The organism is Verrucomicrobiia bacterium, from assembly GCA_036405135.1.
Classification (GTDB): Bacteria; Verrucomicrobiota; Verrucomicrobiia; order Limisphaerales; family JAEYXS01; genus JAEYXS01.
The window spans coordinates 57,734-83,747 of record DASWYF010000002.1 but is presented as its reverse complement, the minus strand read 5'-3'; the positions used below and the strand labels follow the sequence as shown (position 1 = coordinate 83,747).

Annotated in this window: 25 protein-coding genes; 9 read left to right on the top strand and 16 right to left on the bottom strand. The window is 56.2% G+C overall.

Going from position 1 to position 26,014, the window contains the following annotated elements; translation table 11 throughout:
- The first annotated feature begins 266 nt into the window (after positions 1 to 266).
- On the top strand, positions 267 to 1,484 hold the full coding sequence (locus VGH19_00425) for a hypothetical protein (protein HEY1169806.1): 1,218 nt from the start codon (positions 267 to 269) through the stop codon (positions 1,482 to 1,484).
- A gap of 171 nt (positions 1,485 to 1,655) precedes the next feature.
- Here the strand turns inward: VGH19_00425 and hisC are convergent, their stop codons facing one another.
- The 3 genes from hisC to VGH19_00410 all read right to left on the bottom strand — a co-directional run bounded on the left by hisC (position 1,656) and on the right by VGH19_00410 (position 5,312).
- Positions 1,656 to 2,735 (bottom strand): histidinol-phosphate transaminase, encoded by a 1,080-nt coding sequence (gene hisC, locus VGH19_00420; GenBank protein ID HEY1169805.1) that lies wholly within the window; start codon positions 2,733 to 2,735, stop codon positions 1,656 to 1,658.
- A gap of 53 nt (positions 2,736 to 2,788) precedes the next feature.
- Entirely contained in the window at positions 2,789 to 4,090 is a 1,302-nt protein-coding gene (gene hisD / locus VGH19_00415; GenBank protein ID HEY1169804.1) for a histidinol dehydrogenase, read from the bottom strand.
- 157 nt (positions 4,091 to 4,247) lie between these two features.
- Positions 4,248 to 5,312: a virulence RhuM family protein gene (locus tag VGH19_00410; protein HEY1169803.1), complete on the bottom strand. Its 1,065-nt coding sequence runs from the start codon at positions 5,310 to 5,312 to the stop codon at positions 4,248 to 4,250.
- 512 nt (positions 5,313 to 5,824) lie between these two features.
- Between VGH19_00410 and pyrF the strand changes: the two genes are divergently transcribed.
- Positions 5,825 to 6,532 carry an orotidine-5'-phosphate decarboxylase gene (gene pyrF / locus VGH19_00405; protein HEY1169802.1) on the top strand — a complete coding sequence of 236 codons (708 nt, stop codon included), beginning with the start codon at positions 5,825 to 5,827 and terminating at the stop codon, positions 6,530 to 6,532.
- Between the two features lie 209 nt (positions 6,533 to 6,741).
- Here pyrF and VGH19_00400 read toward each other — a convergent pair whose 3' ends face one another.
- The 5 genes from VGH19_00400 to VGH19_00380 all read right to left on the bottom strand — a co-directional run bounded on the left by VGH19_00400 (position 6,742) and on the right by VGH19_00380 (position 12,430).
- Entirely contained in the window at positions 6,742 to 11,058 is a 4,317-nt protein-coding gene (locus VGH19_00400) for a response regulator (GenBank protein ID HEY1169801.1), read from the bottom strand.
- Positions 11,059 to 11,143: 85 nt separating this feature from the next.
- Complete coding sequence (locus VGH19_00395) at positions 11,144 to 11,320, bottom strand: hypothetical protein (GenBank protein HEY1169800.1); 177 nt, start codon at positions 11,318 to 11,320, stop codon at positions 11,144 to 11,146.
- Positions 11,321 to 11,662 (bottom strand): hypothetical protein, encoded by a 342-nt coding sequence (locus VGH19_00390; protein HEY1169799.1) that lies wholly within the window; start codon positions 11,660 to 11,662, stop codon positions 11,321 to 11,323.
- A gap of 2 nt (positions 11,663 to 11,664) precedes the next feature.
- Entirely contained in the window at positions 11,665 to 11,982 is a 318-nt protein-coding gene (locus tag VGH19_00385) for a DsrE family protein (GenBank protein ID HEY1169798.1), read from the bottom strand.
- 16 nt (positions 11,983 to 11,998) lie between these two features.
- Positions 11,999 to 12,430: a response regulator gene (locus tag VGH19_00380; protein ID HEY1169797.1), complete on the bottom strand. Its 432-nt coding sequence runs from the start codon at positions 12,428 to 12,430 to the stop codon at positions 11,999 to 12,001.
- A gap of 153 nt (positions 12,431 to 12,583) precedes the next feature.
- Between VGH19_00380 and VGH19_00375 the strand changes: the two genes are divergently transcribed.
- The gene (locus VGH19_00375) at positions 12,584 to 13,468 is read left to right on the top strand and encodes a PEP-CTERM sorting domain-containing protein (GenBank protein HEY1169796.1); all 885 of its coding nucleotides are present in this window, start codon (positions 12,584 to 12,586) and stop codon (positions 13,466 to 13,468) included.
- A gap of 55 nt (positions 13,469 to 13,523) precedes the next feature.
- Here VGH19_00375 and VGH19_00370 read toward each other — a convergent pair whose 3' ends face one another.
- The 4 genes from VGH19_00370 to rpe form a co-directional block, all read right to left on the bottom strand.
- A complete protein-coding gene (locus VGH19_00370) occupies positions 13,524 to 13,988 on the bottom strand; it encodes a hypothetical protein (GenBank protein ID HEY1169795.1) in 465 nt (154 codons plus the stop codon).
- A gap of 91 nt (positions 13,989 to 14,079) precedes the next feature.
- Positions 14,080 to 14,913: a caspase family protein gene (locus VGH19_00365; GenBank protein ID HEY1169794.1), complete on the bottom strand. Its 834-nt coding sequence runs from the start codon at positions 14,911 to 14,913 to the stop codon at positions 14,080 to 14,082.
- A 101-nt stretch (positions 14,914 to 15,014) separates the two neighbouring features.
- Positions 15,015 to 16,433, bottom strand: a complete 1,419-nt coding sequence (locus tag VGH19_00360; protein HEY1169793.1) for a phosphoglucomutase/phosphomannomutase family protein — start codon at positions 16,431 to 16,433, stop codon at positions 15,015 to 15,017.
- A 132-nt stretch (positions 16,434 to 16,565) separates the two neighbouring features.
- Positions 16,566 to 17,264, bottom strand: a complete 699-nt coding sequence (gene rpe, locus VGH19_00355) for a ribulose-phosphate 3-epimerase (protein HEY1169792.1) — start codon at positions 17,262 to 17,264, stop codon at positions 16,566 to 16,568.
- A 236-nt stretch (positions 17,265 to 17,500) separates the two neighbouring features.
- Between rpe and VGH19_00350 the strand changes: the two genes are divergently transcribed.
- Both VGH19_00350 and VGH19_00345 read left to right on the top strand, forming a co-directional pair.
- Positions 17,501 to 18,001 (top strand): hypothetical protein, encoded by a 501-nt coding sequence (locus VGH19_00350; protein HEY1169791.1) that lies wholly within the window; start codon positions 17,501 to 17,503, stop codon positions 17,999 to 18,001.
- Positions 18,002 to 18,150: 149 nt separating this feature from the next.
- Positions 18,151 to 18,354, top strand: a complete 204-nt coding sequence (locus tag VGH19_00345; GenBank protein HEY1169790.1) for a DUF5679 domain-containing protein — start codon at positions 18,151 to 18,153, stop codon at positions 18,352 to 18,354.
- A gap of 19 nt (positions 18,355 to 18,373) precedes the next feature.
- Here the strand turns inward: VGH19_00345 and VGH19_00340 are convergent, their stop codons facing one another.
- Together VGH19_00340 and VGH19_00335 are read right to left on the bottom strand one after the other, a co-directional pair.
- Positions 18,374 to 19,642 (bottom strand): hypothetical protein, encoded by a 1,269-nt coding sequence (locus VGH19_00340; protein HEY1169789.1) that lies wholly within the window; start codon positions 19,640 to 19,642, stop codon positions 18,374 to 18,376.
- Positions 19,643 to 19,730: 88 nt separating this feature from the next.
- Complete coding sequence (locus VGH19_00335) at positions 19,731 to 20,894, bottom strand: Gfo/Idh/MocA family oxidoreductase (GenBank protein ID HEY1169788.1); 1,164 nt, start codon at positions 20,892 to 20,894, stop codon at positions 19,731 to 19,733.
- A 106-nt stretch (positions 20,895 to 21,000) separates the two neighbouring features.
- Between VGH19_00335 and panD the strand changes: the two genes are divergently transcribed.
- The 4 genes from panD (at position 21,001) to VGH19_00315 (ending at position 24,461) form a co-directional block, all read left to right on the top strand.
- The gene (gene panD, locus VGH19_00330; GenBank protein ID HEY1169787.1) at positions 21,001 to 21,363 is read left to right on the top strand and encodes an aspartate 1-decarboxylase; all 363 of its coding nucleotides are present in this window, start codon (positions 21,001 to 21,003) and stop codon (positions 21,361 to 21,363) included.
- 16 nt (positions 21,364 to 21,379) lie between these two features.
- Positions 21,380 to 22,399 carry a UDP-3-O-(3-hydroxymyristoyl)glucosamine N-acyltransferase gene (lpxD, locus tag VGH19_00325; GenBank protein HEY1169786.1) on the top strand — a complete coding sequence of 340 codons (1,020 nt, stop codon included), beginning with the start codon at positions 21,380 to 21,382 and terminating at the stop codon, positions 22,397 to 22,399.
- Positions 22,400 to 22,483: 84 nt separating this feature from the next.
- Complete coding sequence (gene nadB, locus VGH19_00320) at positions 22,484 to 24,082, top strand: L-aspartate oxidase (protein ID HEY1169785.1); 1,599 nt, start codon at positions 22,484 to 22,486, stop codon at positions 24,080 to 24,082.
- 1 nt (position 24,083) lies between these two features.
- Positions 24,084 to 24,461, top strand: coding sequence for a hypothetical protein (locus VGH19_00315; protein ID HEY1169784.1), 378 nt, complete (start codon positions 24,084 to 24,086; stop codon positions 24,459 to 24,461).
- A gap of 4 nt (positions 24,462 to 24,465) precedes the next feature.
- Here the strand turns inward: VGH19_00315 and VGH19_00310 are convergent, their stop codons facing one another.
- Together VGH19_00310 and VGH19_00305 are read right to left on the bottom strand one after the other, a co-directional pair.
- Positions 24,466 to 25,191, bottom strand: coding sequence for a hypothetical protein (locus VGH19_00310; GenBank protein ID HEY1169783.1), 726 nt, complete (start codon positions 25,189 to 25,191; stop codon positions 24,466 to 24,468).
- A gap of 12 nt (positions 25,192 to 25,203) precedes the next feature.
- Entirely contained in the window at positions 25,204 to 25,812 is a 609-nt protein-coding gene (locus tag VGH19_00305; GenBank protein HEY1169782.1) for a hypothetical protein, read from the bottom strand.
- Between the last annotated feature and the right edge of the window lie 202 nt (positions 25,813 to 26,014).

Sequence of the window (26,014 nt, the reverse complement as noted above, 5' to 3'; positions counted from 1 at the left end):
AGCAACGCCCCATGTATGGCGCGGTGTCTGCCCAAGCGCTGAAAGCGCGCTTCATGCACGTTAAAGATGAAATGGAAACTGCCCTTTACACTTGGCGGCACATCCCGGCCCGCTGGGAACCAAAAAGAAATGGAAGGCAGTAGTCGTTGGCTGGTTTACAAACGGGGCTGATTTTTTGTAAGTGCGGGATTTCTTGGTTTCGGGATGAATAGGAGGCGATGACTAGACTTGCGAGAGTAAGCACGGGTAACAATGAGGAGATGGGTATGAAAAGTTTTATTTGGATGAAGTTAGGGCTGGTACTTTTGGTATTGGGATTGGCGGTCTGGGCGGCGTGGTATTTCCGCGGAGGATCGGTGAAGGTCGAGCCGGAGGTTTATATTTCGCTGGCGGAATTACCGGGAGTGAGCGCGGATGCACTGGCGGCGCAAGGAAAGCTTTTCCGGGTGGCGGAGCCGTTTCTCTACAATCGGGAGACAGGGATGGCGGTGTTCGTGGTAGAGATCCTTTCGACGAAGAATTTCGGTGATGAAGGGAACGGGGAACGGTTCCTGCGATTCGGCGGGGACGCGGAGTCGCTCCAGGGTTTCGCGAACGAAGTGCGGATGGTGAATGCCGGTCCGGCCCGGTTGAAGGCGGCCGCGCAGGGGGTGAGCGAAGGAGCGGAGTCGCTGGTGGGAGGGCTGTGGCAGGTGTTACGGCATCCGATCGACACGGCGACGAAGCTGGGAGACGCGGCAGTGGACCTTGCGATCTATGTGAAGGACACGCCCCTGGTAGAGATGGAGCAGGATGTGGCGGATTTGGCCGGGGCGTATTATGACGATAAGGCGCGGCAGGTGGGGGAATCGCACGGGGTGAATTATTTCGAGCTGAAGACGGCGCGGGGGCGGGCGGTGGTGGAGAGCGAGGCTAATCATCGGCTGGGCGGCGAGGCCGCGCTGGAGATGGCCACGTTGCTGGTGCCGTTCTCGAAATTGAAGCACGCGGGGAAGGCTGCGGATCTGGGCGAGGTGGCGAAAAGAGCATCCGGGGGCCGGCTCAGCCACGCGCAGGGGCTCTTCCCGCAGGTGGCGGCGCGGGTGACGGTGGCGGCGAACCGGGCGCGGGTGGCGATGAGGCCGCAGGGTTTCAAGCCGCCCCGGGCGACGCTTGGGCAATCAACGACGACGGATTATAAGAAGACATTTTTCGCAGCGCATCCAGAACTGGCGAAGAGGGTGGAGGTGCATCACGCAGTACCGCGCGAGGCATGGGAGGATTATCCGAATCTAATTTCGAAGGCGGAGCTTCACTCGCTGGAGAATTTGCGGGGGATTCCGGCGCACATCAGTCCGAAACTTCACCAGAGTCAGATTCACAGTGAGTGGAACGCCTTCATGAAGGTAAATCCCCCCGGTGTGATGACACGGAAGATGCTGCTGGATAAGGCGTCAGAAATCGATTTCAAATACGGCTACCAATTTTTCCCGGCGATGCTTTAAGCCTATAGAGGTCCCACACATGGTTATTTTCCCTCTTCATTTCCGGCCCAGCAAATCGCTAACCGCCCCCATCGCCTCCGCCACCAGTCCAGCAAGCCACATCCCACCTCCCCCACTCGATGTTCGATGTTTTCCTCAATTGGCCCGCCGGTGCAACCGGCTTCGCCCTTCTCACCTCGCCCCTGCCAATATCCCCTTCACCGCCTTGAGAAGCACCTCCGCCTCCCCCTCCGACCCGATTGTGATCCGCAGATAATCCCGCACCTCTGGATACTTGAACCACCGCACCAACACCTTCCGGTCACGCAACTTGCCCAACCACTGCTCCGCCGGAAATGCTGGTGGTTTGGTGAGGATGAAATTCGTCTGGCTCGGCAGCACCGTGAAGCCCAACCCGGTCAACTCCTCCGTCAACCGGCTCCGTGTGGCGATGATCTTCTTAAAGCCCGCCCGGTAATACGGCAGGTCGCTGAGAGTCGCCAAGGCGGCCACCTGCCCAAGCCCATTCACATTGTAGCTGTCCCGGATCTTATCCAGCGCCGCCACCACCTCCGCATGCGCCACAAAATAACCCACCCGCTGGAAGCAGAGCGAATACGCCTTCGAGAACGTCCGCGAGACGATCACATGCGGATACTTCAACGCAAGGTCCAAGGCATTCTCCTTGGCGAAGTCCACATACGCCTCATCCAAGACGATGATCCCCTTCTGCGCCTGGCAGAGTGCTTCCAACTCCGCCACCGAATAACCGCGACCACTCGGCGCATTCGGTGTCGTGACGAAAGTCAGCGCCGCATTGAACTGCCACTGCTTCCCCTGCTTCAACTCCGCCACCGTCGGAATCCCGAAGTCCGCCTTCAACGGCACACCGTTCGTCCGCGAACCATGAATGTCGGACAACACCGGGTAGAGCGAATAACTCGGCGTGAAATACTGCACCGTCGTCTTGTCCACGGGCGCGCCCGTCGCCACCGGTTCCGTGAAGGCCCGCACCGCCATGATCAGCAGTTCATCCGAGCCGTTGCCGATGATGATATTTTCCGGCGCGCACTTGTGCAGCTTCGCCAGCTTTTCGCGGAGCGCTTGCGCCGTGGGATTCGGATACAGCCGCAGCCGCCCATCCACCGCCGCCTTCGTCGCCTCGATCACTTTCGGTGAGGGCGGATACGGATTCTCGTTCGTGTTCAGCTTCACGAGCCCGCGGATGCGCGGCTGCTCACCCGGCACATACGGATGCAAGGCATGCACCATGGGCCGAATTAATTTAGCGGGAGATTTTCCGCCTTTGGAAATTTTGCCCGCGCTCACTTATTGCCCTCCAAGCGAATGGTCGCGGAGCGGCCATGCGCGTCCAAGCCTTCCATCTCGGCGAACTTCTGGATGGTGGACACCGATTTCTGCAAAGCCGTCCGGTTATACTGCACCAGGCTCGTACGACGCTGAAATTGGTCCACCGTCAAGCCGGCGAAGGATAATCCGCCCCCGCCCGTGGGCAAGGTGTGGCTCGGTCCCGCCATGTAATCGCCCATGACCGTCGGCGAATAACCACCGAGGAAAATCGCGCCAGCGGTGGTGATCTTCTCGCTCAGCTTCTCGGCGTCCTTCGTCATGATCTCGCAATGCTCCGGTGCCAGCGCATTCGCCACGTCTGCCGCCACGTCCATGGATTTCACCAAGATCAGGTGACCATGGTTGTGCAATGCCTTGCCGATGAATTCGTGACGTGAAAGTTTGGGCAACTGGTTGTTGATCTCCCGCTCCACGGCGTGCAGCAGCTTGATGGAGGTCGTGACCATCCAGACTCGCTCATGGCCGGAACCATGCTCCGCCTGGGCCAGCAGATCGGCGGCGATGAACTTGGGATTCGCCGAATCATCCGCGATCACCATCACCTCGCTCGGCCCCGGCAAGAGGTCGACCGCCACGTGACCGAACAAGAGGCGCTTCGCCGTCACCACATACGCGTTGCCCGGTCCGAAAACTTTTTGCACATGCTTGATCGTCGGTGTGCCATACGCCATCGCCGCGATCGCCTGCGCCCCACCCACCCGATAAATCTCCGTCGCCCCCGCCTGCCGCGCCGCGAAGAGCAGCGCCGGATTGATCTTCCCCTGATTATCACAAGGCGTGCAGACCACGATCTCCTGACAACCCGCCACGCGCGCCAACGTCACCGTCATCAAAGCCGTGGAAACCAGCGGAGCCGTGCCGCCCGGGATGTAGATGCCCACGCGCTGAAACGGATCGAACTTCTCCCCCACCGTCGCCCCCTGGCGATTCTTCCCCGTCCAGTTCTTCCGCAGCGCCTTGCGCGCGAACAGCTCGATGTTGCTGCTGGCGATATCCACCGCCCGGCGCAAATGCTCATCCGCCTGCAAAGACGCATTGAAACTCTCCGCCTGACTCACCGCCAGATCCTCCGGCGCCAGATGCACGCCATTGAACTTCTCCGTATATTCGAGCACCGCGGCATCCCCGCGCAGATACACTCCCTCCACGATCTCCCGCGTACGCGCCTCGATCGTCTGGTCAAACAGGCTGGAATGACCGGTCAACTGCCGCATCTCGTCGGCGAAATTCGTCGCTGTCAGGCGAATCACATTCATGCGCCGGGGACACTAGGGGAAGCGGAAGAGGATGTCAAAAACGCTGAACAAGCCTCCCTTCATGCTCGTCCTCGAACTGTAGCCGCCGAGGTTAGGAGGCGGATCCCCATCCGGTAGCAGGCGACGTGAGAAAGCTCTGCCTTTTCCTTAACTCCAGTTACGGTTTATCACCCGCTCCCGGCAGTTTCTTGATCACCCTGTCAAAATCCGATTCGAACAACCGGTCTTGCACAATCCTGTATTTCTCAAACTCACTTTCCGCATGAGCCTGGGCAATTTCGGCCGTCACCTTGCCCGCATCCTGCAATATCTCACGGTCCGTCGCGGCAATGAAGCGGTTAAGCCGGGTCTCCCAATCCTGCATCGTCATCGGGATCTGCCGTAGCGCCATATCCTCAGCCACATCCAGATAGGCGGAAACCAACCGTTGCAATTGCGCCATTTCGTCGGCCGTAAGATAATTTTTCGCCACACTTACATCGAACTTCTGGATCTTACCCTTGGGCGCGTCCTTCCAGGTAGTCAGCCCCATGTGTGTTTTGGCCGCATCAGCGCGGGAGAGGATCACCTCTGCCGCCGTCTGCCCGTGGATAGCCCAATGCAGCTTGTTCTGCACCGTGGCGAAAAAGCGCTGAGTAGCGGCGGCAGTGACATCGTAATCGATGGAAGTGGCGTAGATGTCCGTGATCTTCTGATAAAACTTGCGCTCGCTCAGGCGGATTTCCCGGATGCGCTGAAGCTGCTCCTCGAAATACTTTTTCCCAAGGATGGAGCCATCGTTCTTCAGCCGCTCGTCATCCATCGCAAAACCCTTGATGGTGAACGACTCGATGATCGTGGTGGCCCACTTGCGGAACTGCACGGCGCGTCCCGAATTCACCTTGTAGCCCACGGCGATGATCGCGGCCAAATTGTAGTGCTGCGTGTCGTAGGCTTTGCCGTCAGCGGCAGTTATTCGAAAATTTCGAATAACTGACTCCTCCTGCAACTCGTGATCAGCAAAAACTTGTTTGAGATGGTAATTGATGGTGTGCGTCTCCACATCATACAGCAACCCCATCATCTTCTGGCTGAGCCACACATTCTCACCAGCATAAACCGCCTCCACTCCGCCCTTGCCACTGGCCGCCACAAAAGTCAGATACTCCGCCGCCGAAGAACGGACCAGCGAGACTGTGTCCTTCTTTTTACCCCCACCACGAGTAGGCTTATCTTTGCTCATCGTATAGCTTCTTCGGCTTGAACAGACACACACTCATTACCTGTTGCCGCCGGAGCATGCAATGAGGCAATCCTGAAGCGGCATTACGCGTAACACGCCACGATCCCACGCATGCACGTCTCCTCGATTCGTCGGGTCAACAATCTGAAGTGCCCGGTCAATTACCACAACTCACGGGCAAATTGCCCGCTGTCAGGCGAATCACATTCATGCGCCGGGGACACTAGGGGAAGCGGCAGAAGATGTCAAAAACGCTGAACAAGTAAACGGAGCGCGACTCTCCGAGTCGCAGCAATTCACCTGAGCAAATGCAGCATTCAGAATGGCTGAAGTCTAAAAATGACCTTTATTTGAAAGCCTCAAGCTTCTTCAATCCAGTTTCCCATTCGAGATTGCTGCGACTCGGAGAGTCGCGCTCCAACCTTTTTGCGCCTTCTGCGCCTCTTTGCAGCCAATCCATTCCCTCCATTTGCGCGTGACGCTCCCCTGCGCTACTTGTTACCGTCATGCCCATGCGCAATCCGATCATTGTTGCCCTCGACGTTCCCACCGCTGAACAGGCCATCCAACTGGCCAATGCCCTGCGTGGCTCCGTGGGCGCGCTCAAGATCGGCAGTGAACTCTTCACCGCCGCCGGCCCATCCATCGTCAAAGAGATCAAGGCCACCGGTGCCGGTGTGTTCCTGGACCTGAAATTTCACGACATCCCGAACACCGTCGCGAAGGCCGTCGCCTCCGCCACGCGCATGGGCGTGGACATGCTCACCATCCACACCTGCGGCGGCAGCGCGATGATGAAGGCCGCCGAGGAATCCGCCCAAAAGACTGCGCTGCAAGCCGGTATCCCCGCCCCGCTCGTCCTCGGCGTGACCGTCCTCACCAGCATGGATCAACAGTCTCTTTCGGAAACCGGCGTGGGTGATGACATCGGCAAACAAGTGGAACGCCTCGCGACCCTCGCCAGCCAAAGCGGCCTGCGCGGCCTCGTCTGCTCCCCTTTGGAGATCGCTCTCCTGCGCCAAGTCCTCCCCCACGAAGTCCAGCTCGTCACCCCCGGCGTGCGCGGTGCTGGCCAAGACCTAGGCGATCAAAAACGCGTCCTCAGCCCGAAAGAAGCGATGGCTGCCGGAGCCAACTGGCTCGTCATCGGCCGCCCCATCTACCAAGCCGCCAACCCCCGCCAGGCCGCCGAAGAGATTCTGCAAAGCATCAACGGCTAAAGAATGTTTATTATTCCGTGCCGTCAGGCACGAAAGATTCATAGCGGCGGCTTTTAAGCCGCCGTTACTTTTTTGAGGATGAGCGTCGCGTTAGCGACGCAAGATAAACTTCTTCGGTCACTACGTGACCGTATCCGTTTCCCATCCAACAGCGGCTTTCAAGCCGCTGCTATGAATCTTCTGGCCCCATGGGCCAAGAAAGATGCCCTCTACCTCTTCAACCCCTCCACATGCTTCTCCAGCGCCGTCTTCGCCAGAGACATCTGCCGCCGCAATTCCTCCATCAACGGCATTAACGCCTCCACCGCTCCAGTCTCCGATTTCATCTCGATCTTTTCCAGCACCTTGGCCACACGGTCCAAACCCATGGTGGCACTGGAACCACGCAACCGGTGTGACAGCTTATTCACCTCCGGCAGCTTTCGCGATTTACACGCCGCTTCCAGCAACGGCAGCGTCTTTTCCACATCATCGAAATAAACCGCCACCAGATCGCTCGTCAGGTCCAGATCGTCTGAGGTAGCCGTCCGCAATATCTCCAGGTTGAACACGGCCGTGGTCGTCGGTGATGTCTCCGTGTCTCCCGTCACCTTGCGCGGCCGCAGATCAGCCCAGCGGTCGATCGCCGCCTTGAGATCCTCCAGCTTCATCGGTTTGGTGATGTAATCGCTCATCCCCGCCGCCAGGCAACGCTCACGATCGCCCTGCATCGCATTCGCCGTCAACGCGATGATATGCACATTCAATCCCCGATGCCGGATCTCGCGCGATGCTGCAAAGCCGTCCATCTCCGGCATCTGGCAGTCCATCAGCACGATCTCATACGGCACCACTTCCAACGCCTGCAGCACTTCCAGACCATTACCCACACAATCCGCCTGGCATCCCAGCTTGCGCAGTTGTCCCAGCGTCACTTTCTGGTTCACCGCATTGTCCTCTGCCAGCAGTATCTTGATCTTTCTCTTCGGCTGGTTGCTCACAGTCTCTACCGCCTCCACCGGCACCATCGCGAGCGAACGCGGGTTCATCGCCTGCGCACTCACAGTCATAAAACAATCCAGCATACGTGACTGCGTCAGCGGTTTCTGTAAAGCGCCGTCGATCCCGGCTTCCACGATCTCCTGCGGCCTGACGGCTTCCGTTCCAGATTCCAGCAAAACCAGTTTGAGCCCGTCACGACCGATCTCCTGTCGGATGATCCTGGCCAGTGCCACCCCGTCAATGCCCGGCAGCTTTTGATCCAGCACCGCCAGTTTGAACCGGCCTTCTTTCCGCAAGCTCTCACGTATCGCCTTCAGCGCCTCTTCTCCCGTACCCACTGCCACGGAATTCATCTTCCACGCCAGCAGTTGATTGTGCAGAAACTCGCGGTTCGCCGGGTTGGTCACCGCAATAAGCACGCGGTCACCCGCTTGAATAAGAGATGTCACTGGCACGAGTTTTATCGCGGTCTGCTGCTGCTTTTCCAACCGTGCAGTGAACCAGAACGTGGAACCTTTCCCCGGCTCGCTCGTTACGCCGATCTCGCCATTCATCAATTCAACCAATTGCCGGCTGATCGCCAGCCCCAAGCCGGTGCCACCGTATTTGCGCGTTGTCGAACCGTCCGCTTGCGAGAACGCCTGGAACAAACGCCTCTGCGCTTCCTCTGAGATGCCGATGCCGCTGTCCTTCACCTCGAAGCGCAGAACCGCGTGATCCTGCGTCTCACTCGTGAGCCGCACATTCATCACCACTTCACCCCGCTCAGTGAACTTCACCGCATTACTCAAGAGATTGTTCAGCACCTGCCGTATGCGCCCCGGATCACCGCGCAAATTCACCGGCACTTCCGGTGCCAGCCAGCCGACCAGTTCGATGCCTTTGGATTGCGCCCGTTGCGCCAGAATCTCCAGCGATTCCTCCACCGTCTCCTGCAGATTGAAATCGAGCGTCTCGAACACCAGCTTGCCCGCCTCGATCTTCGAGAAATCCAGGATGTCATTGATCACCGTCAGCAATGACTCCGCACTGAACTGGATCGTCTCCGCATAATTCCGCTGCTCCAGCGTTAGCGGTGTATCCAGCAGAAGTCCGGTCATACCGATGACACCGTTCATCGGGGTGCGCACTTCATGGCTCATATTCGCGAGGAACTCGCTCTTCGCCTGGTTCGCCGCATCCGCCGCATCCCGCATCCGCCCCAGCTCCTGCTCGCGCATGCGATCCGCTGTGATGTCTTGCGTGAACATCATGACCCCGCCGATTTTACCAGCGCCATCAAACCACGGACGCACCTCCCAGCGCAGGTGCTGGTCATGGTCCCAACCCGGTGGCCGCCAAACGTCATCATCCTTCCGCTCGATCGCCCCCGCCAAACAATGACGGTGGATATCTTTCCAGTTCTCTCCGACATTGGGGAACACCTCGTAGTGACTGCGGCCGAGGATGGACTGGCCGCTCAGCCCGTAATCCACGAACCAGCGGCGGCTCGCGGCGATGTATCTCATCTCACGGTCAAACATCGCCACCGCCGCCGGTGCATGCTCGATGAAAGCGAAAAGGCGCGCCTTTTCATCTGCCAGCTTCTCCTCCGACTCCTTGCGCTCGGTGATGTCGCTGGCGATGCCCAGAAAACCGACGGTGCCGTGCCGTTCATCCCGGATGGCGGTAACGGAAAGCAGCACGGGAAACCGGCTTCCGTCCTTGCGCACATACGTCCACTCCCTCTCTTCAGTTTGCCCCATGCGCGCCTTGGCCACGAAGACATCAAATCCCGGCTCGATTTTCCGGCCCAGTTCCTTCTCCAGTTCCCCCGCCCGCGCCACCACTTCCTCTTCCAGATGAATGATGGCCGGACTCACCTTTCCGACCACTTCCTCGGCCGCATATCCGAGCATCCTCTCGGCGGCGGCATTGAAGGAGGTGATGGTCCCGTCCATGGTGGTGGAGATGACCGAATAATTGGCACTGCCCAGGACTGCCCTTTGCGAGATGCCCAACCGGCGCAATTCTTCCTCCACCCGGCGTCGTTCCAGCACTTCGGCAGAAAGCTGCTCATTACCCTTTTGCAGCTCGCCTGTGCGCCGGTAAGCAGTCTGCGCCAGCCAGGTCATGCCGGAAAGCAGCAAGGCGATCCCCGCACCAATCCACTGCACCAATTCGGACATCTTGGATTCTGTGTCCACCCGGAGCGGTTCCAGCACCATGTCCCATTCCGACCCCGGCAGTTTCAGTTTCGCCTGCTTGGCCAGTGAACGTCCGGGGCCAAAATTCTCCTTTTGTGAACGATACAGCTCCTTGTCCCCATCATAGACAAACAAAGAATGATCCCGCACCAGTTCCGGCCGGATCACGCTGGACAAAAAATCTTGGGAACGAAACACCCCCACGATGAAGCCATCCGGTTGGCCATTCACCATCAAAGGGACATGGACAAGAAAGCCCCTTCCGCCCTGGATCAGGTTGATCGCCGGGGTGAACGTAAGCCGGCCCTGCTGCCGCGAACGTTCGTAAATTGCCAGACGTGCCGGATTTTCGCCCAGATTCAATCCGATAACCGATTCATTTCCCTTCACCGGCACACACCGCCGCACCACCATACTTGCATCAATCCATTGCACCGCCTGAAATCCGGGCAGATCACCTACATAATTGGCTGCATCCTTCTCCCACTCAGCCTCGGCGATCCCTCCGGCCGCCTCCCAGCGCCTGGCCATCCGGTTCAGCGCCCCCATGCGCTCATCGATGGAATGATGGAGCAGCACGCGGAGGTTCTCCAGTTGCAGCGCCGTGCTCCGCTCCGTCTGCATCTGTTGGGAGGACAACACCATCAGATAGACATACAGCGTGGCGGCGAGCGCACCGATGCCAACGGGAAATGGCAGCCAGCTCGGCAAGCCCGTCTGCTCCTGCTTGGTGCGATGCCAGGCCAAAGAAAAAATTCCCGTGCTCAGAAGCAGGAAACCGATCGATGTGTGCAAAGCCATCTGCCCGATCTGCCGTCGCCAGCCCTGCAACCCCTCCACATCAAGCTGATAAGAAAAAAAGGCGGTCGATGCGATCCCAAGCACACAACTGTTGCAGATCGCCAGCATTATTCTCAGCCGGGGATTTTGCTGGCTGCTGGCTTTTATGACCAGGGAGAGCCCAGCGAGAAAAAAACAGATGGAGGTGAGCATCGACATCCGTCCGGGAAACGCACTCCTCTCCACATAGAACGGTTTGATCAGGAACTGATCGATGCCGAAATTTCCTCCATACGTATATTGAAGCAAGGTGGCCAGCCCCACCATTGCGATAGCTGCCCCCAGCCACAATGTCCACCGCATCCTCTCCTTGCCTGCCGCCAGAATCGCCGCTCCGGCCACGACGAAACAAACCGCTGTGTTCGGCTGCATCGGAGTGAACCCCGCCACCACTGCCACCATGGTTATGCTCTGGAGCAGCCACCCAAAAAACACCCCGCCACCAAGTATGATCACCAGCAAAGCACTGATCCGGGTGTAAGACAGGCTCAGACTGGATTGATTTCCCGGCTTTGTCATTCAAGTCTAAAGGATTACCAAACCGGTCTTTTATCAACCCCAAAACAAATTCTTTCCGCCACCCCTCTGTGGCGCACTCATATCACTACCAGCTCTGCACTGAATCCGCCTCAAACACCGCCTCCAGAAGCTCCTCATAATCAGTCCTGCCCGGCGAAAGTCGCACCACCCGGACGCGATCGTCCGCAGCAAGATTTGCATCCGCTACGTCATCAGCCAGCATATCGTCTTCCCGCGTGATGACTTGAAGGATTTTTTTCATTTAGAACCTCATGACATTATCCATGCCGCGCCCCAGCTCGGCCAATTGTGGCAGCGTGATGGCAGCAATACCGCAGTCGTGCATCCCATTTTCTACCAGCACTCGCACCGCTTCAGGATTTTCCTGCAACAGTGGCAGATAAGAACTGATCACTTCGCCGTTGATCAGATCGTCCGGCTCATCCGCTATCACCCGCCGTGCTTCGCCACAAAAACAAACTATCACCGCCACCTTTTCCCAGCTACCCACCCCTGCCGCAATGCGCACCGCCTCCGCAGCTTTCCCATTCGCCCTCGGATCTGAGGTGACAACGATCAAAACTTTTTTTGCGGCTTCGCTCATACTCAGTTGAAACTTATGAAGCGATCCGTGTCCGCCATCAGATCGGCCACCACGGTCAGGCCTGCAAAATACACGCAATCATCTGCCTCCAAATTCCGCATTTGTGCTCCATACGCGCACGCGAACAAACGCACCCCGAGTTGTTTCAGATGAGTGATGCGGGGATCTCTGATTCCAGAAACGGCGTCATCAATACAGTAGAGATACACTTCCACGCCACGGGCCACCCCCGCTGCAGCAAGGCAGACTCCATGTTGAAAATTTGGCTCTTCCGGTTTTGTGGAAAGAAGAATGCCCAGTTTTTTTCCGCGTAAGATCATCACCAGCAAACAGCCGTCACGGTTGTGCTCTTCCAGCCCCCCCGTCTTTTAGGACTTTACGGACTGTATCCAACAGGAGATTGGGATAAAACGGTTTACGGATGAACGCATCCGCGTGAAGTGGATATTCGCTCTGGATGCTCTCATCCACATTACCGCTGAACAACACCGTCTTGAGCTCGGGAAACCGCGTCTTGGCACCTTGGATGAGTTCCATTCCATTCATGCCGGGCATCCTGAAATCCGTCAGCAACAACGCCGGTGGCCCCGCCCACCCCTTCAACTCCTGCAACGCTGCAATAGGATCCTGGTAAACCTTGGAATCCAGTCCCTCCAATGCAAATATGGTCTGAACCAGTTCACCGACCATCGGCTCGTCATCAACAACGACGATCAGTGTCGACTGGCTGCTTGCTCCATTGGTTCTTTGATTCAGTTCAGGATTCATTCAGTTTCCCGCCCCGCACTCGGAATTAAAACACCTAAGTGCTTGGTAAGCAAGTGGCCTTCTATTAAATCGCGCAAAAGCACCACTAATACAAGTCACATTTGATTGACAATTCTTGGCCTCAGTCCCACCTTCTTCCCAGATTGAGTTTGTATGAAAACCACCGCCTTTCGCACTCATCTTAGGACCTTGCTGGCACTGGGCACCTTGGGATATTTGGCCGGCGTAGCCGGTCAGGCCCACGCTATTTCCAGCACCTACTCCTTCGGTTCCGTGACGTTCGATCAGGCACTGACACCCGATCGCGCCAAACTCCTCGGCAATGGCGAGACGTTAGGCGGCGTCAGCTTCAGCCCCTTGCTGCCGAACGGCACCACCTCAGCCATCCCCAATTTCCCTGCCAGCAGCTCAGGTTTTAACACAGCCTTGAGCCTCGGTGACCTCACAGACTTGAACACCGGCTTGCGCGGCGTCAACCTGCCGCGCGGTGATAACGGCTCCACCACCCGCCACGGCATTGAAGTCTCATGGGCCAGCGGCTTGGGGATTTTTAATGGTTCGGGTGATGATTTTGTCATCTTTGAATCCGCCTCCACGCAAGCTGGCGTTGAAGGCATGATGGTCCGTGTCCATATCGGCGGCACGGAAAACTGGTCGGATTGGCACTACTTCGCCACGTCGGAATTCGGCGGCACGACCGGCAACGAGGGTCTCCACATCTACAAATACGACCTCTCAAATTTCGGCCTCACTGAAAGCCAGGGTGTCGATTACATCCAGTTCGCCAACCTGATGCCGAACGACAAAGCAGTCGATAGCTCCGGCCAAGGCAGACTGGCTTTCGATGGTTCCGGCTTCGCCCTCAACGCGGGCGTGTTGGATGGCGATGGCGTTTATACAGGCACCACTGTCTACGATCCCGATCCTGTCTACGTCGCTTCCCTTCAAAACTTGGCCGTAGTTCCGGAACCCACCTCCATTGCTCTGCTGATTGGCGGCTTAGGATTGTTCGGCTGCGCCCGGCGCAAGCGCGAATGATCTGGCTTCGTTCCATCTGGCGAGCAGTGACAGCCTGCCAGTGATACAGGATCTCTCACCTCTGTTCGTCATCAACACCACTGGACTTCTCTTCAAAGAAGTTCACCACTTTATGCAGCATCCACCCCAAGGTGGTAAGAAAGATCACGGCTGCCGTGAAGCCAAAGAAGTAATCATACTGCTTCTTGCTGGAAGCATCACCGATCAAGAACACCATACCCATCAAAATTGCGCCACACGGCAATAGCCCGAAGAAGCCCAGCTTGCTCAGCCGCGCCCGTCTCCTCTTCTCATCTTCTTCACTCAATCTTTCTGCATCCACTGGCAGGAATGTCTTCACAAACCACGAACCGAAAAACCAGCCCGCAACCAACGCGAGTATGACGATCCAATCAAAAGCAAACCGCGCATGAGGATTGATCTGACGGATGGAAGCCACAAAACCAGAAAGTCCTCCGAAACTTAAGGCGATGGAAAACCGCACGACTTTCATCAAGTCCGGCGTCGAATTTTCATTCATGATTCTTAAGCCTATCTTATTGTCAGGTCTCGCGCAATGCCTCTGCAGCACATTACATCTGCGCTAACCACCTTATCAGCCACGCGAATCTTTACTTCGTCCGTCTACTTTCATGACACCACGCCACCGGCCCTTTCATCTCCCGTTTCTCAAACCATTCCACATTCGCCTTCACCACTTGGTCACCTAACGTCACCCACCAAATACCCTCTCCTTTCAACCTTTCCAAAACCAGATGCGTGAACACGCCCTGCTCCAACGACTTCGCCTGCCAGCTCCTCTGCCCCGCTGAACACGAGGCCAAAATCGTAAGACCTTCAATCCCCTGTACTCGTTCGCGGATCCCCTTATCCGCTGCCTCTCGTTCCAGTGACGCCATATCAGGCACCTGCCGACACGCATCCAGCAGTAAAACTTTCGTGCGCGCCTTGCTCGCCCGCATCGCATCCCAAACTGATTCACAACTCACACCAGTGGTCCGCACCAGTTGCCAGTTCCCATCACTCGGCATCAGATACACATCCTTCTGCGTCTCATACCCATGCCCGGAAAAAGACATCAACGCCAAGCCACCCGCCTCTGCCTGATTGGAAAACTTCCGCAACGCCTTCTGTAACCCATTCCGAGTCCCCTCCACCACCTCCAGCTTCGTCGCTTTCAATTCCGCCAACTGCTTCCGTCCTCGCACTGACTTCGGCTCTCCTGCCAAAACCACCTGCGCCTTCGCCGGGGGCACCATCTTCAACTCCACCACCAACCGATACGCCAAAGCCACTGCATCATCCGGTGCATACTCCAAATTCTCCAACCCCGCCTGAAAACCAAACTTGCCGACACCAACAAACAGCCCCGCTGATTGTTCACTCTTTGTTGAAACCATCTCCGCCCCCTGCATCAAACCATTGAAGAACAAAAAACAAAGCACCAGCCAAAGCCAGTGCCTGCTCTTAGAACTATAGAAGAGAACCTTCACTCAAGCCCCAAATCCGTGTGATTCAGTGTTTCATCCGTGGTTAAAAAACTCTCTTAGACTTTCTTCGTCATTTCCACCCCCAGCTTCAACAGCTTCTGCGCATCCGCATCCGATTTCGCCTCCGCATAGATCCGCAAGATCGGTTCCGTGCCGGACCCACGCAGCATCAACCACGCACCATCCTCCGCGATGAACTTCACCCCATCGAACGCCTTCACATCTTTGAGCTTCGAGCTGAGCAACTTCGCCGGTGGATTCTTCGCGCAGAACTCCATGAGTGCCGCCCGCTTCTCCAACGGGAAATGTGTGTCGATACGCGCATAGCGATGCGGCCCGTATTCCTTCTCCAACGTCGCCAGCAACGCACCCACAGACTTCTTCTCCGTCGCCAGCATCTCCAAAAGCATCAAGCCCGCAAGAATGCCATCGCGCTCTGGTATGTGTCCGGGAAAGCCGATGCCACCGCTCTCTTCAAAGCCCAGCAACACATCACCCTTGATGATCTCCGACGCGATGTATTTGAAGCCCACGCCCGTCTCGATCAACTCCAGCCCATACTTCGCGCACATCTTGTCCACCATGGACGTCGTCGTGAGCGCCTTCACCACCTTGCCTGTCGCCTTGCGGTTCACGACATAATGGCGCAGCAAAAGGCAGATGAGATTGTGTGTAGAAAGATAATTTCCCTTCCCATCCATGCCACCCACACGATCCGCATCCCCATCCGTCACCAGACAAATATCATGCGGATGCTTCTTCAGATACGCCTGGCTGAACGTGTAATTCTTCTCCACCGGCTCTGGATTGATGCCACCGAAAAACGGATCATGCTTCGCATTGATCGTCGTCACCTTACACGTCGTCCCTGCGAGCAATTCATCGAAGCAACCCGCCCCCACCCCGAACAACGCTTCATGCGCGAACTTCAGTTTCGACTTCGCCACCAAGTCAAAGTTCACCAGCTTCTTCACCGCCTGATAATGCGGCTGCCGCATGTTCACCTTGCGGATCTTCTTTGCTTTCACCGCTTCCGCCAGCGTGATTGATTGCACCGGTGATTTATCTAGCAAGCCCTCGATCGCTTTGCACATGGCCGGTTCTGCTGAACCGCCGAAATGCCCCTTGAGTTTGAACCCGTTAAATATCGCCGGATTATGGCTCGCCGTGAGCATGATACCCCCGATGCACTTCCCCTGCTTCACCGCGTATGACACCGCCGGCGTCGGCACCGGGCTGTCGCTCAGCACCACGTCGAAGCCATTCGCCACCAGAATCTCCGCCGCGCGCTCCGCGAATTGATCGGATAGAAAACGCCGGTCATATCCGATGGCCACCGTGTTCTTCGTGCCCTCGATGGGATTCGCCTTCCAGTAATCCGCCGTGGCCTGCGCCACACGACTCAGGTTTTCAAAAGTGAAATCCTCGGCGATGACTGCGCGCCACCCATCCGTCCCAAACTTGATAGCTGCCATAATTGAAATTCAAATACCCACCGGAGCGCGACTCTCCGAGTCGCAGCCATGTCCAAATCCAAGAGACGCTCTGCATTCGAAATCGGTTTCGAACTATGCTCACGCCTCTTACCGAGCCCCAATATACTCCGCTTACACCAAATTCAACTGGATGCCCTCCGCCGGACCGTCCCCGCCCGCCTTCTCCGCCAGCGTGCGCATCTTCTTGATCGCCTTGGACAAGCTCGGCTGGCCGTATAGCCCCGTGCCACTCACAAACGTATCCGCTCCCGCCTTCGCACATTCTACGACTGTCTGATAAGTGATGCCGCCATCCACCTCGATGCGATACCGCAAACCCCGATCACGCCGCCAGCTATTCGCCTGCTGGATCTTCGGCACGCATTCATGAATGAATGATTGTCCACCAAAGCCAGGATTCACCGTCATCACCAGCAACAGGTCGATATGCTTCAGATATGGTTCAGCCAAAGCAATGTTCGTCGGCGGATTCACTGCCAGACCGACTTTCTTCCCCATCGACTTGATCTTCCAGATCAACGATTCCACCCTGTCCCCTAGCTCTACGTGGATGGTGATCAGATCCGCCCCGCCCTTCACAAACGCATCAAAAAGGATCTCCGGCTTCTGGCACATCAGGTGAACATCCAGAAACGTCTCACTGGCTTCATTGATACGGCGCACCACTTCAGGACCAAAGGAGATGTTCGGCACAAAATTCCCATCCATCACATCCAGATGCAGCCAGTCCGCCCCGGCCTTTCCGGTGCGGGCTGCCTCGGGGGCAAACTTGCCAAAATTCGCTGCCAACAGCGAAGGAGCGATAATCATGCGCCGAAACCTAAAGGAACCAGTGCCGGAGTCAATTCGTCGCATGCCTAAATGACGAAAAGCTATTTGCCTGAGATCGTATCCATCTCTAAATTTGCCTCATGATCTCACCAAGGAAAGCATACACGCTGGGAGTGATCGCACTCATTGCCACCTTTCTTTCCAACATTTTCGCCGCCACACCCGATGCCAGCGATGACCGCTACATCCCATTGGCTCAAGGCGCGGAATGGACGATGAATCTCCGCATCACCACCCCCGATGGAAATGAACTCAAAGGCACCGCCCACCGCATCGTGAAAGACGCGGTTGAACGCGATGGTAAGATTTACTTCCGCATGATCACCACCCTGCGTCCCGATGGCATGCCCTCGCAAAGCCAGGAAAAACTCGTCCGCCGGGACACGAAAGGTTTTCACTCGTTCAATATAGGAGTTCCCGGAGCCAAAGAAGAAGTGGAGGTACCGTTGCCATTGAAAGTGGGTATGACTTGGGAAACGCAATTTCCAGTTCTTGCTAAGCATACGGTACTCGCCAAGGAAACCGTGACCGTGGGCGGGAAGGAATATGCCGACTGTTTTAAGGTCCAAACCCAGTCTAAAGACGGTCAGTTTTCAGAAGTATTCTGGGAAGCCCCGAATGTGGGGTCGATTAAGTCTGAGTTCAGCCAAGGTCCTCTCAAGTTCAAATTAACTCTCCGCGACTGGAAACACGGAAAAGCCACAGAAAAGAAGTAAGATCCTTATTTAGAACAAGTTACGAAATAGAAAACACTCCATTGCCGCCTGTTTTGAGCTTTTACAGGTTGACCCTCCGCAACCCCCTCCGTAAGCTCTCTATCACCGGGTAACAACGGGTTTTTCGAAACCCCAACGCTAAGAGACTTATGGCTGAGGGCTACTGCGTCAAATGCAAGGCGAAGAAAGAGATCGCCAATGCTGTGGAAGAAGTCATGAAGAATGGTCGCAAGGCCATCAAGGGCAAATGCCCTGACTGCGGCGTGGTCATGTTCAAGATTCTCGGTGGCAAGAAAACTACCCCGGCTGCGCCCCCTGCCCCCGCTTCATCTACTCCTCCCGCCGGAAGTTAGAGGATAGGAATCTTTCCCATCACTCCCGGAACCAGACAAACACCGGCGATTCGTTGATGGTAATCTTTCCATCTTTTGCCATGACCGACTCAGCGGATGACTCCGATAATGGCATCCTTTCGCATTTCTCAGGAGTCACCTTCAGCTTGTAGGTCGCTGCCTCCCCCGTCGGCTTCCACACGGCTAGCACTTTGCGCTTCGCATCCGTCTCATGCACAAACTCCATGGCCCACGCATCCGCATTCTGCTGCTGCGTCTTCACATAACGATAATCTCCCAGCGATTTCATCAACCAGGCCACCGCATGAAATGACGGTTTCGGTTGGTAATTCCGTGTTAGTCCCGCAGAGGCGTGGACGGATGGTTTATCCGCGTCATTGAACCAATACAGATACGCGCGATCGATATCCATTGAAGCGAAGATCAAAAACGAACGCACAATCCATTGAGCCTGCTGTGTATCCGTCACGCCCATCCACTTAGCGAAGTCCCCGGTCGGCTCCGGCTTCTTAGTCGAGGAATCGTAACCAAACTCAGTCAGCCAGATTTCCTTCCCCGGCGCATTCTTGTTTCGCCAGTCGATGACTTCCTGAATGGTTTTCAGATACTTCAACCGCTCATCCTCGGGATAACTACGCTCCCAAGTCGGCCATGGTTTCAGTTCTGCATAGGAATGCACATTGATGATGTCATAGAGCGATTCCAATCCCTTCACGCACTCGATGCTTTTGTGATAACGCCCGCTCTTTCCCTCCTCCACATTGCACGTCGCGATACGCAGCTTGGGATCACCCTCGCGCAAACCCTTCGCCATCGCCTGAAACAGTTTGCGATACGCGGCATCATCATACAGCCCCGGTTCATTGCCCACTTCAGCGGCTTCAATCAGCTTGGTGGAAGAAGGCCCGAGTGCCTTGGCCAGTTCACGACCATACACCTCCGCATCGCGCTCCATATCCTTCCAATCATTCGTCTTGAGATTATCGAACATCAGCGAGGCGTGCGCGTGATAACCCGCCTTGCGCCATGGCCCATACACCTGCGTATCCCAATTTACCTTGTTCGCCGCCGAAGGAAACGTCTGCGGACGGCTCGTATCCTTGCCGAAATCCCACTCGATCGGATGATAATTCCGCAGATACTTCGTGACCGGCTGATACAAGTTCGTCTTGAACTGGATGGTATGCGTGTTCAGGCCGATGAGGTCGCGCATCAAAGGCTCGCCAGCGAATGAAGAGGCAACCGAGGCCAGCAAACAAGCGAGCGCGAGAGAAACAAACTTGGGCATGAGCAATGGATAGCATCACATCCACGCACAAGAAAACAAAAAGGCGCGGAGTTCATCCGCGCCTTTCTGATGAAATGTTTGGCTTAGCTTACACCTTCAGCTTCGTCCACTTGGCATTGCCCTTCGAGGACTTCACCACGGCCTCGATGAACGCCATGCCGCGGATACCATCGCTGATTTTCGGGTAATCCAAAGCCACCGCGTCCTTCGCCAGCTTCGTGCCGGATTGCACCGCGCGGATGTGATTCGCGAAGTTCTTGTAAATGTTCGCGAAGGCTTCCAGATAACCTTCCGGATGCGCCGGAGGCGTGCGACCAGCCGCTTTCGCGGAATCACTCAGGTAACCCATGCTGGCGCGATACACCTGCATCGGGTCGTTCAGCCACTTCACGAGCAACGTGTTCGGTTCCTTCTGGTGCCATTCGATGCCACCGAGTTCACCATACACGCGGATGTTCAGATTGTTCTCTTCACCCACCGAGATTTGGGAGCTGTGCAGCACACCCTTCGCGCCGCCTTTGAAACGCAGCAATACGTTGCCGTCATCATCCAATGCACGACCTTTCACGAAAGCCGTGATGTCGGCAGCAAGTTCTTCGATCTCCAAACCCGTGATGTATTCCGCCAAGTTCTCCGCATGCGTGCCGATGTCGCCGATGCAACCTGCCGCGCCCGAGCGCTTCGGGTCCGTGCGCCAGGCCGCTTGCTTCTGGCCGCTCGCCTCGATGCGCGTGGCCAACCAGCCTTGCGGATACTCCACCACCACCTTGCGAATCTTGCCGAGCTTGCCCGCAGCGATCATCGCCTTGGCTTCCTTCACCATCGGATAGCCCGTGTAGTTATGCGTCAGGCCGTAGAGCTGACCGGACCTCTTCACGATCTCACCCAGCTTCTTCGCTTCAGCGAGGTTCAGCGTAGCCGGTTTATCGCTCAATACATGGAAGCCATTCTCCAGCGCCATCTTCGCCGGAGGGAAATGCATATGGTTCGGCGTGACGATGGAAACGAAGTCCATCCGCTCGCCTTCCGGCAGCTTGGCCTCAGCCTTGATCATCTCTTCAAACGTGCCGTAGCAGCGGTTCGCCGGGAGGAAAAGATCCGCTCCGCTCGCCTTGGAACGCTCTGGGTCAGAGGAGAATGCGCCGCAAACCAGCTCGATCTGCCCATCGATATTCGCCGCGATGCGATGCACCGCGCCGATGAAGGCTCCCCGCCCGCCGCCCACCATACCGTATCGAATTTTTCTGCTCATGGTGTAAAGTGATGATATAAAATGGTTTCAGTCCGTTGTTGAATACGAGATGGCGGCCTTTATAGTGACGCGCGTTTTTCAAGTCAACGGACGACTTGAGAGTTGTATGCAGATTCACCTGCTAAAATCGAAGATACACCGGGCGGAAGTCACGGGTGCCAACGTCAATTACGAGGGCAGCCTGACGATTGCTGAGGACCTGATGGAGAAATCAGGCATCCTTCCCTATGAACGCATCCTGTGCGGCAACATGGCGAATGGCAACCGATTCGAGACCTACGCCATCCCTGGCCAGCGCGGCTCTGCGGCCATCATCTTGAATGGTGGCGTAGCGCACTTGGGCAAAGTCGGCGACCGCCTCACCATCATGAGCTATGCCGTGGTGGATGCCAGCGAAGCCAAGGGCTGGACGCCAAAGATCATCGTGCTGGGTGAAGCCAACAAGATCCTGAGTGAGCGCGGTATTTAACCGCCCAACTCTCCCTATGCCATTTACCGCCGCTGAACTCGCTGAAAAACTACAAGGACTGGTCATCGGCGACAGCTCCATGCCCCTCTCCGGCTTCGCTCCTGCGAACTCCGCGAAAGCAGGTGATCTTACCTTTGCCGAAACCCAAGAGTACTTCACCGCTGCGGAACAAAGCGCAGCCTCTGCGATCTTGGTTTCCGGCGATGATTTCAAATCAGATAAGAAAACGCTGATTAAAGTCGCGAATGCTCGCGTGGCCTTCGCCCGCGTCCTCCCGCTCTTTTTCCCAGAACCGAGTTTCGCTCCAGGCATTCACCCTACTGCTGTCGTAGATTCTACAGCTTCAGTTGATCCCAGCGCTTTCGTCGGCCCCAATTCTTTCGTCGGCGCTGGTGCGAAAATCGGCGCTGGTTGCGTCTTGGAACGCCTCGTGTCCATCGGTGAAAACGTCACGCTGGGTGCCGATGTCCGCATCTTCCCGAACGTCACCGTTTACCAAGGTTGCCAAATCGGTGCCCGCGTTCGTATCCACGCTGGCACCGTAGTTGGCTCGGATGGTTTCGGTTACGTCTTCGATCAAGGCCAGCATCGCAAGGTGCCGCAAGTCGGCATCGTCATCCTCGGTGATGATGTGGAGCTCGGCGCGAATGTGACCATTGATCGCGGCGCGCTTGCGCCCACGGTCATCGGTAAAGGCACGAAGATCGATAACCTCGTGCAGATCGGCCACAACGTCGTCATCGGCGAGCACTGCATCATCATCTCGCAGACGGGTATCGCCGGTAGCAACAAGCTCGGCAACTACGTGACCGTCGCAGGTCAAGTCGGCCTCGCTGGCCATTTGAAGATCGGCGACCGCGTCACCATCGTGGCGCAATCCGGCGTGATGCATGACATCCCCGCCGGTGAAAAATGGATGGGCAGCCCTGCTCAACCAGACAAGCAGGCCAAGCGCCAGATGCTCGCCTTACAGCAATTGCCTGAACTGATCCGCCGCGTGAAGGAGCTAGAAAAACAGCTCGGCGCGAAGGAATAGCGATTTTCTTTCGTTCGCTTCGGCTGGCAGTGCCATTTCCGGATTTGCCGTAGGTCTTTCATTCCGCTAAACATCCTCTATCGGATGAGACAATTTGACTATCTGGTGCTCGGCAGCGGCATTGCGGGACTCACCTTTGCGCTCAACGTCGCTCCGCACGGGCGCGTGGCCATCATCACGAAGAAGAACCGCGCGGACTCCAATACCAACTGGGCCCAAGGCGGCATCGCTGCCGTCACCTCCAAGGAAGATTCCGTGGAGATGCACGTAGCAGACACACTCGATGCCGGTGCGGGTCTGTGCAAAGAAGCCGCCGTTCGCACCATCGTGGAAGAAGGCCCCGCTCGCATCCATGAACTCATCGCCCTCGGCACCAAATTTTCTGAACGCGAAATCCCCTTCAGCCGTGGTGAACGTGAACTGGACCTGACCAAGGAAGGCGGCCACTCCAAGCGCCGAGTCCTGCACGCAAAAGACGCCACGGGTCGCGAGATCGAACGTGCCCTGCTTGCTGCCGTCGCCGCGCAACCGAACATCACAGTTCTCGAAAACCATTTCGCCATCGATCTCATCACCACGAACAAGTTGGGTTATGAAGGCCAGAACCGTTGCGTCGGTGTTTATGTCCTTACTCCAGAGGGTGCAGTAGAAACCTTCATCGCACCTGTCGTTCTCCTCGCTACGGGCGGTTGCGGCAAAGTCTATCTCTACACGACCAATCCCGACATCGCGACTGGTGATGGTGTCGCCATGGCTTATCGCGCTGGTGCCAGCGTGGCGAACATGGAGTTCGTCCAGTTTCACCCCACCTGCCTGTATCATCCGAAAGCGAAATCCTTCCTCATCACAGAAGCTGTGCGTGGTGAAGGCGGTGTGCTGCGTCGCATGGATGGCGAGGAGTTCATGCACAAGTATGATCCGCGCAAATCGCTCGCTCCTCGCGACATCGTCGCGCGCGCCATCGACAACGAGATGAAGCGCACCGGTTCGGACTACGTGCTGCTCGACATCACACACAAGCCCGCCCGCTTCATCATCGATCACTTTCCGACCATCTACGAAAATTGCCTGCGCTACGGCATCGACATCACGAAAGAGCCGATTCCCGTTGTCCCCGCTGCTCATTATCAATGTGGCGGCGTGATGACTGATCTCGATGGCCACACCGACATCGCGGGGCTCTATGCCGTAGGTGAAGTCGCCTGCACCGGCCTGCACGGCGCGAATCGTCTCGCGAGCAATTCACTGCTCGAAGGCCTCGTCTGCGCTCATCGTGCTGCGGAACATCTGCTGAAGCATCCCGAACCTACGATCAATCTGAACATTCCCGAATGGCGCCGTGGTAACGCGCAAGATCCGGATGAACTCGTCGTGGTCAGTCACAACTGGGAAGAGATCCGCCGACTGATGTGGGACTACGTCGGCATCGTCCGCACAACCAAGCGTCTCGAACGCGCCCAGAAACGCATCACGAACATCCTCGAAGAAATCCGTGAGTATTATTGGGACTATGTGGTGACGAGCGATTTGCTTGAGCTACGCAACATCGCCACCGTGGCCGATCTCATCGTGCGCTGTGCCTTGCAACGCCCTGAAAGCCGTGGCCTGCATTATACGCTGGACTATCCGAACGCTGATCCTGCTTGGGCGCAGAAGGACACAGTCGTCCGCCGTGAGTCGTAGTATGTTACTCACCTACCTTCGCCAACTGAATACCGGACGGCTCATCCTCTGGTGCTATTTCATTTGGTATCTGATGGTGCTCATCCGCTATTTCGATGGCCGCCCCAGCATCTGGCTTACGTCACTTGGCCTGAGCGGAATCATCGGAGCCGCGCTCTACATCAGCACCACCGCTTCAGGAAAACAGAAAGTGGAATTGGATCGTTGGCAAGTTTTCCGGTTGTTCCTCATGCCCTTTTGCGTCTCCAGCTTCGCCGCTTTGGTGAAGAATCAAGGTTTCATCCTCATCTTCTCTCCCAAGGCCGGTGAAAACATGGCTGCGATAGTTCTCATCGCTCTGCTCGTTGGCACGGTGAAACTGCTGCAGTTGAAGAAGTAAATCTTTAAGGCGTCGCCGGCACCAGTGCCGGATTGCTTTGCCGATATTTCGAATCCATCCAGATCTGATAGATCACTGCCACACCTCCGCGCAGTAACACCGGCAGCACCTTATTCTGAAAATCTTCCTGCGTGCGGACATCCTTGATCACTACATCTTTCACACCCAAATCAGTATCCACCGGTTTATCCGGATAGTTCAGGCTGATTTTCTTCACCTTGCCCAAAGTCAGATGCAATGTGTCGATTCCTCCAAATTCCATTGCCGAAACATCGTCGTCGCCATCATCACCTGGCTTGCCCGGCTTCTTGGACTCTTTCTTTTTCTTGTCCAACTGCTCCTTGATCGCCTGCAAATTCAGCTTCCCCTGTTTGTCTTCCACAATGGTCAGTTCCGACATGTTGATATGCAGTAAACGGAAATGCAGTTTCCGTTGCTTCAACTCCACCCGGTCCGCTTCCACTCGCAAGTCATCAAAATGGATGAAAGAAGAATCTCCATACTCAGTGGGATTGAAAATCTTCAATCCTTCAAACCGCATCATCCCTGTTCGCAGATTGAATTCCGCGCTCTTCAATTCCACTTTCAAACCCGTCTGTTTCTCCAACCGGCTTTGGACCACCGCTTGAAAAATCCGGTCCTTTAACAGAATCAGCGCGATCACGAGAATCACCAGCACGATGAACGCACGCAGCGCCCATTTGCCGATGAATTTCAGGATACGCGTCATTGCTTTCTCACTTCACAACCGGATGTCGTCCGGTCTTACCTCCAGGCACTCATCCTGATCTTCCCACACTACCGCCGGATAGTGATCCAGAAACGGTGGCAGCAGATTCTTCGCAGCGATGACCATCAATTTCTCCACATCCTTCGCTGACGATTCAAACGTTTGATCGTAGTTCGGCACCGCCTTGCGCTGGCGATCATCCCAATGCGCCACGGCGTGTATCGGGCCATATTTGTCTGCCCATTCTTTCACCGTCTTCTGCAACTCCGCAGGAATATCTTCGAACGGCACCGAAGGCTCACCGCACGAGTGACAGATCAAACCCGTCTCCAGCACATCACGTGTGAGCATCGGCAGAAACGGTGCACCGCAGCAGGATGCTGTGGTCCACGCACGAGGAATTGTCACCAGCCGTTTGTGCCAGATGGAACGGTCCTGCCCTGCCTGACACGCCAGTCGCAGTGAACCCACCAGTGGATGCGACATGCGCCACACGCGCCCTTCCAACTGCCCAAACGTCTGCGCCAGCCAGCGGCCAAGCGTTAGGTCATCCAGATTCAAAAAATATCCCTCGTATTCGCGCCAGAGACGGTCCATCGGGGATTCGTTGATTTCAGCCATTGTTGCTTCAACTTGTGGAACCTCAGCCCACGGCGCAAGCGGCAATCACCAAAAAAAACTCGGATTTTGCCAACCAAAGACACTCACCAAGACACAATCTACAGTGAAATGTCGCTCCCAGATAAGCCTCTAGCACCCCGGGTACCATTGTTTTAAAAGCTATCCCCAATCACTTATCCACAGCCGTGAATAACCCTCGAAA